We start from the raw sequence: 6,495 nt of genomic DNA, 5'->3' as shown, positions 1-6,495 counted from the left end.
GTTGTAGATCCGGTCGGCGTTGGTGAAGTTGAACTGACCCTGGTTCGGCTCAGTCGCGTCGATCTTCATCTCGTTCTCGGCCGTGATCATGTTGAACTCGCGGTTCGCGATGTTCGTGTAGTTCCCGTCGCCGAGCTTGCCGCTGGCGATGGCGGTGCCGAAGTAGCGGCCGCTCTGCGCGGCCGCCGCGGCCAGCGTGCTCTCCGCCGCGCCGGCGGGAGCCGGCACCGACACCGCCACCGCGGCCGCGGCCGCGGTGAGTACGCCGACAGCGCCGGCGACCAGAGCCCGGCGCAGCCGGGTTCCGGGCGGCGGCACGATGTTTTCGCCCATGTCTGAGCCTCCATAGATCACCTGGGGGAACGCGAGGGGTTCCCGTGAGACCGACGCCGCGCCTCGTCGCTCGAGGGCGCACACCACCGGGGCGTCGTGATCGGCGGCCCCCTGCCGTGCACCACCACTTGGGGCCGGGGACCGCCTCGGAGGATCAGTGTGGAAACCTCGCCGAAACTTGTCAAGGCTTTACCAGAAACTTTCGGACGACCTGCTCATTCCTGGGGTGCGGAATCGGTTAAGCGGTCGGCATCTATGCTTTGAAAGTTTCGGCAGCCTGGTGTGCCAGCCGGGAAGGTTAGATGAAAGTTTCACGACCGGCCTTTCGCCGGTCTCCCGGGTCGCCGCGACAACGCCCAGTTGGGCCGCGCCCGGATCCCGGTGGTGACGCGGCCCGGTATCAAGACCCTTGACAAGGGTTCTCCGTCTCGTATTGGCTCCGCCCCACACCACCTCCACGCACCCTGATGGAGAGGAGAGCCGATCGGAAGAGTCATTGTGAGCGCCCATGGTCACCGGCGACGCGGCCTTCCGCCGCCGGCCCGGTCGTCCGCCGAAAGCCGGAGATGCTCGGCCGGCGCGCGAGTATCGCGCTCGGCGATCACCGGTGCGGGAGAACGGGACGATGGCACTACCCTGCCAGGGTGAGCGTGGAAGTGTCCGTGGTGGTCCGCTATCGCAAGGCCGTGACGTACGGCGTCAACGCGCTGCTCGGCGCGCTCGAAACGGCGAAGGCCGAGTGCGACCTGAGGCTCGGGACCACTCCCGGGGAGACCGCGGAGCACATCGCGGCCAGCCGCGCGGACCGCGTCCTGGTCCTGTGGTCGTTCTACTCGCCGGACGCCGAGGCGATGGCGGCCGAGCTGGCCACCGTGCGGGCACTCGCCGACGACCCCCGCGTCCTGCACATCGCCGGAGGGGTGCACGCCACCGCCGAGCCGCAGCAGGTCATCGACGCCGGCTGGGACCTCGCCGCGATCGGCGAGGGGGAGCCGACGATCGTCGCGCTGGTCGAGGCGCTGCGCGCGGACCGGCCGCTCACCGGCGTGCCCGGGCTGGCGGTGCGCGACGGCGACGGTGTGGCGCTGCGCACGCCACCGGCCCCGCAGTTACCGCTGGACGCCTTCCCGTCCTTCCCCGACCGGCGCCGCCACTTCGGGCCCATCGAGATCACGAGGGGCTGCGCCTACACGTGCCGTTTCTGTCAGACGCCCTTCATGTTCGGCGGCAGGTTCCGGCACCGCAGCGTGGACAGCGTGCGCGAGCACGTCCGCCGGATGGCCGCCCACGGCCTGCGGGACGTCCGTTTCATCACCCCTACCTCACTCTCGTACGGCACGCAGGGGCCGGAGCCGGCGCTGGACGCCGTGGAGGAACTGCTGGCGGGCGTGAAAGAGGAGCTGCCGGCGAACGGGCGGGTGTTCTTCGGCAGTTTCCCCTCGGAGATCCGTCCCGAGCACGTGACGCCGGAGGCGATGCGGCTGCTCAAGCGTTACGTGGCCAACGACAACATCATCATCGGCGCGCAGTCGGGCTCCGACCGCGTGCTGGCCGCGGCAGGTCGCGGTCATGGCAGCGAGCCGGTGCGCGACGCCGTACGGATCGCCGTGGAACACGGCTTCCGCCCGAACGTCGACTTCATCTTCGGGCTGCCCGGTGAGTCGCCGGAGGACCAGGACGCGTCGCTGCGGCTCGCCGCCGACCTCGCCGATCTCGGGGCGCGCATCCACACCCACACGTTCATGCCGCTGCCCGGCACGCCGTGGCGGGACGCCGAGCCCGCGTTCATCCCGCTGGCGACGATGCGTGAGCTGGACCGGCTCGCGCAGCGCGGCGACGCGTACGGGCACTGGCGCAAGCAGGCCGAGCACGCGGCGCGGCTGGCCGAGACGGCCAAGGCCTACCCGCGCCGGGCCCGGCGCCGCCGCACGACCGGCGGCTGAGGAGACCCCCGGACCCCCGCCCGCCGGGCCGTTGCCGGGCCCCGGCGAGAGGAGGCCTCGATCGGGGGTCGCATGGTCAGAACCGCTGCGGCCGGGCCTGGTACGGCTCCTCGAGGAAGGCGATCTCCTCGTCGGTGAGCTTCAGCTCGACCGCGGCGAGGGCGTCGTCCACGTGGTGCTCCTTGGTCGCGCCGACGATCGGAGCGGTGACACCCGGGCGGCTGAGCAGCCACGCGAGGGAGAGGGTCGCGGGGGAGACGCCCCGCTCCTCGGCGGTGCGCGCCACCCGCTCCAGGATCGCCTCGTCGGCGGGACCGCCGTACAGCTGCTCCTGCCTGGCGCCGTCGCCGACCTGCCGCACGGTGTCGGCCTTCCTGCCCGCGCGGGCGAGCAGGCCGCGCGCGAGCGGGCTCCACGGGATGAGGCCCACGCCCTGGTCGACGCACTGCGGGATCATCTCCCGCTCCTCCTCGCGGTGCAGCAGGTTGTAGTGGTTCTGCATCGAGACGAACCGGGTCCAGCCGTGCGTGTCCGCGGTGTGCTGGGCCTTGGCGAACTGCCACGCCCACATGCTGGAGGCGCCGATGTAGCGGGCCTTGCCGGCCTTAACGATGTCGTGGAGCGCCTCCATGGTCTCCTCGATCGGCGTCTCGGCGTCCCAGCGGTGGATTTGGTACAGGTCCACGTAGTCGGTGCCGAGGCGGGCGAGGGAGGCGTCGATGGCCGACATGACGTGCTTGCGGGACAGGCCGTAGTCGTTGCGGCCCTCGCCCATCGGGAAGTAGACCTTGGTGGCCAGCACATAGTCGTCGCGGCGAGCGAAGATCTTGCGCAGCAGCCGCCCGGTGACCTCCTCGCTGACGCCTCCCGAGTAGACGTCGGCGGTGTCGAAGAAGGTCACGCCGCCTTCGGCCGCCTTGCGCACGATGGGCTCGGCCTGCTCCTCGTCCAGGGCCCAGCCGCCCAGCTTGGCCGGGTCGCCGTAGCTCATCATGCCGAGACAGATCCGGCTGACCTTCATGCCGGTGGTGCCAAGTCGTCGATACTCCATGACAGCACCCTATTTGTCCCATCATCGCCCCTGGCGGGACGGGGTGCCCGCCGGACGCCTGGATCGGAGCGTCACCAGCGCAGCGCGGTGCAGTCGACCGGCCGGGGCGAGAGCCGCCGGGCCCGGGTGGTCAGGTCGCGCATCCGGCGGGCGAACTCGCCGGCGGCCGGCCCCTCGTCCCGTGGTACGCGAGCAATGCTGCAGGCTGCTCGACCATCTGCTCGTCGAAGAGGCGCTGGACGAGTTGACCGCCATGCTCGACGACCCGTCGTCCGCCGTACGCAAGAAGGCAGGGTGGTACGCCCCCGGCGGGCCGATTCACCGCAGGACCGCGCCCAGGCCCGTCCGCGGGTCGTGAACGGCTCCGCTAGCGTGCGGGGCTGTGATGGAGAACGTGTACGTGGGGAACGCGCATCTGGACGGGCCCGCCGACCGCGGGTGGCTGCTGGGGCATTTCAAGCCCGTGGGCGATGTGCGGCACAGCGACGAGGTCGAGATCAAGTGGTGTGCGCATCCCCAGGGTGACCGGCGGGCGGAATGGGTCACCGGCGAGCGGCGCACCGCGCTCCTCGTGCTGATCAGCGGGCGTTTCCGCGTCGAGCTGCCCGGGCGGAGCGTGGTGCTGGAGAAACAGGGCGACTACGTGGTGTGGGGCCACGGGGTGGATCACTCCTGGTATGCCGAGGAGGAGTCGGTGGTGCTCACCGTCCGGTGGCCGTCGATCCCGGGATACGCGGTCTCGGGCGCGGGCTCCGAGTAGGACGACTCCGCGGCTGATGGGGCCCGTGGAGCCGTCTCTAGAATCTCGTTCCATGGCGATGTACGTCCCCCTCGGCCAGGGCCGGTATCAGGCGACGGAGCACACCCAGGGACCGTGGGATCCGCGGCAGCAGCACATGGGCCCCGTCACCGCGCTGCTGGTGCACGAGCTCGACCGCCTTCCGGGCCGTTTCCCCGGCCTTCCCCTGGCCCGGCTGGCGGTGGACGTGTTCGCCCCTGTCCCGGTCGCGGAAGTGGAGGTGCGCGCCGAAGTGATCAGGGACGGCAGGCGCGTGCAGTGCCTCGGCGCGTCCGTCACATCCGGCGGGCGTGAGCTGGTCAGGGCGACCGCGTGGCGCATCAGGGAGGCCGAGAGCCCGGCGAACGGTGCCGCACCGCCGCCCGCGCCGGTCCCGCCACCGGCCCAGGCCGACACGGAGTCGTGGATCGCGCGGGGCTTCGGGTATGGCAGGGCCACGGACTGGCGGTTCGTCAAGGGGTCCCCGGACGAGGCCGGGCCCGCGGTCGCGTGGGGCAGGGCGCGGGTGCCGCTCGTCGACGGTGCGGAGATCACGCCGTTGGAACGGCTCGCGATGTTCGCCGACAGCGGCAACGGCATCAGCGGTGTCCTGGACTTCGACGCCTACCTTTTCGCCAACGTGGACCTCGCCATCTCGCTCTTCCGCGCACCGGAGGGGGAGTGGATCTGCCTGGACGCGGCCACGACGATCGGTCCGCGTGGCCGCGGCCTCACCCGCACCACACTGTTCGACCAGTCCGGTGAGGTCGGCACGGCCACGCAGACGCTGTTCGTCGGGCCACGCTGACTCGGGCGGGCGTCACGACGCCGTGCAGGTGACGGGCGCCGGGGTTCCGTTGGCGCCGCCTGTCCAGCTTCCGGTGAAGCCGGCCGTCGTGGCCGCGCCCGGTTCGAGGGAGCCGTTCCAGGACTCGTTGGTGACGGTCACCGTGGATCCCGACTGCGTGTAGCGGCCGCCCCACAGCTGGGTGATGCTCTGGCCGTTGGGGAAGGTGAAGGTGACCGTCCAGGAGGAGATGGGCACGCTTCCGGAATTGCGCACCGTCAGCCCGCCCTGGAAGCCGCCCGGCCACTGGTTGGAGATCTCGTACGCCGCGGAGCACGCGCGCCTACCTGCCGCCGGCGAGGCGCTGGGCGAGACCGTGGGGCCGGGTGACGCCGAGGGGCTGGGCGACGACCCGCCCGCGGGCGGCACGCGGATGATGCGGTCGTCGTCGCCGGTGGGGGCACCTCTGCCGTCGCGGTTGCTCGTCGCCACCCAGAGCCAGCCGTCCGGGCCCACGGCCGCGATCCGCAGCCGTCCGTACGTCCCCTGGAACTCGGCCGCCGCGTTGCCCGTCCTGCTGCCGGCGCCGACCGGCAGGGTCCACAACCGCTTGCCGCCCAGGGCCGCGGCGAACAGCGTGCCGTTGGCGTACGCGAGACCGCTCGGGGAGGACTCGGAGGTGCTCCAGGTCTGGATGGGATTGGTGAAGCGCGAGTCGCTGCACACACCCTCGCAGGTCGGCCAGCCGTAGTTGCGGCCCGGCTGGATGTAGTTGATCTCGTCCCAGGTGTTCTGGCCGAACTCCGTGGCGTACAGCCGGCCGTTCTCGTCCCAGGCGATGCCCTGGACGTTGCGGTGGCCGTAGCTGTAAACGCGGGAACCGGAGATCGGGTTGTCCGCAGGGACCGTGCCGTCGGGGCGCATCCGCAGGATCTTGCCGCCCGGGCTGTTGAGGTTCTGGGCGTTGGCGGAGGTGCCGGCGTCTCCCGTGGTCACGTACAGCATGCCGTCCGGGCCGAAGGCGATGCGCCCGCCGTTGTGGAACTGGGCGCGGGGGATGCCGGAGAGGATCACCTGCTGGATCTGCGGGGCGTTGAGGCGGAACCGGACCACCCGGTTGTCGGACGCGGAGCTGAAGTAGGCGTAGACCCACTGGTCCTGGGCGTAGGTGGGGGAGACCGCGATGCCGAGCAGGCCGCCCTCACCCTGCGGCGCAACGTTCGGGACGGTGGCCACCCGCGTCGGGGCCGATCCGGGACGCACCTGGGCGATGGTGGCGGTGTCGCGTTCGGAGACGAGGGCGCTGCCGTCCGGCAGGAAGGCGATGCCCCAGGGGACCTGAAGTCCGGTCGTGGCGACCTGCGCGCGAGTGAAGTCGAACCCGCCGGTCGCCGCGCTCGTGGGGAGCGGCTGGGTCACGACGAGTGCGGCGGCGGCGGTGACGGCGCTGAGGGTGGTCGCGACTGCCGCGGCGAGACGCTTGGGCATCAGGGCTCCAGGTCAGACGTCGGGATCCGGCTCGTGCCCCATCGAACGCGGCGCCCGGGCCCGGTGCAATCACCGTGCGACGAACGGGGCGATCGTTTGCACGTCACGATCCCGC

General features: G+C 71.3%; 7 protein-coding genes. 4 read left to right on the top strand and 3 right to left on the bottom strand.

Annotation, left to right across the window (positions count from 1 at the left end; all coding sequences use genetic code 11):
• A partial coding sequence (locus FLV34_RS35970) for an endo-1,4-beta-xylanase (RefSeq protein ID WP_147945235.1) occupies window positions 1–333 on the bottom strand: 333 nt, incomplete at its 3' end.
• 644 nt (window positions 334–977) lie between these two features.
• On the opposite strand from FLV34_RS35970, the gene FLV34_RS35965 reads away from it, so the two are divergent.
• Complete coding sequence (locus tag FLV34_RS35965; RefSeq protein WP_261986032.1) at window positions 978–2,276, top strand: TIGR04013 family B12-binding domain/radical SAM domain-containing protein; 1,299 nt, start codon at window positions 978–980, stop codon at window positions 2,274–2,276.
• A gap of 76 nt (window positions 2,277–2,352) precedes the next feature.
• Here FLV34_RS35965 and FLV34_RS35960 read toward each other — a convergent pair whose 3' ends face one another.
• Window positions 2,353–3,327 (bottom strand): aldo/keto reductase, encoded by a 975-nt coding sequence (locus FLV34_RS35960; RefSeq protein ID WP_147945233.1) that lies wholly within the window; start codon window positions 3,325–3,327, stop codon window positions 2,353–2,355.
• Between the two features lie 181 nt (window positions 3,328–3,508).
• On the opposite strand from FLV34_RS35960, the gene FLV34_RS40935 reads away from it, so the two are divergent.
• From FLV34_RS40935 to FLV34_RS35950, 3 genes are read left to right on the top strand one after another with little or no spacing between them, the layout of a single operon-like run.
• Window positions 3,509–3,685, top strand: a complete 177-nt coding sequence (locus tag FLV34_RS40935) for a HEAT repeat domain-containing protein (RefSeq protein ID WP_168065587.1) — start codon at window positions 3,509–3,511, stop codon at window positions 3,683–3,685.
• 27 nt (window positions 3,686–3,712) lie between these two features.
• Window positions 3,713–4,087 (top strand): signal peptidase I, encoded by a 375-nt coding sequence (locus FLV34_RS35955; RefSeq protein ID WP_205829802.1) that lies wholly within the window; start codon window positions 3,713–3,715, stop codon window positions 4,085–4,087.
• 52 nt (window positions 4,088–4,139) lie between these two features.
• Window positions 4,140–4,913 (top strand): thioesterase family protein, encoded by a 774-nt coding sequence (locus tag FLV34_RS35950; protein ID WP_168065585.1) that lies wholly within the window; start codon window positions 4,140–4,142, stop codon window positions 4,911–4,913.
• Between the two features lie 12 nt (window positions 4,914–4,925).
• On the opposite strand, the gene FLV34_RS35945 is transcribed toward FLV34_RS35950, so the two are convergent.
• Window positions 4,926–6,380, bottom strand: coding sequence for a PQQ-dependent sugar dehydrogenase (locus FLV34_RS35945; RefSeq protein WP_147945231.1), 1,455 nt, complete (start codon window positions 6,378–6,380; stop codon window positions 4,926–4,928).
• Window positions 6,381–6,495 lie beyond the last annotated feature (115 nt).

Origin of the sequence: Microbispora sp. CSR-4 (assembly GCF_008033685.1) — a bacterium.
Lineage (GTDB): Bacteria > Actinomycetota > Actinomycetes > Streptosporangiales > Streptosporangiaceae > Microbispora.
This window is presented reverse-complemented; position numbering and strand designations above follow the sequence as displayed.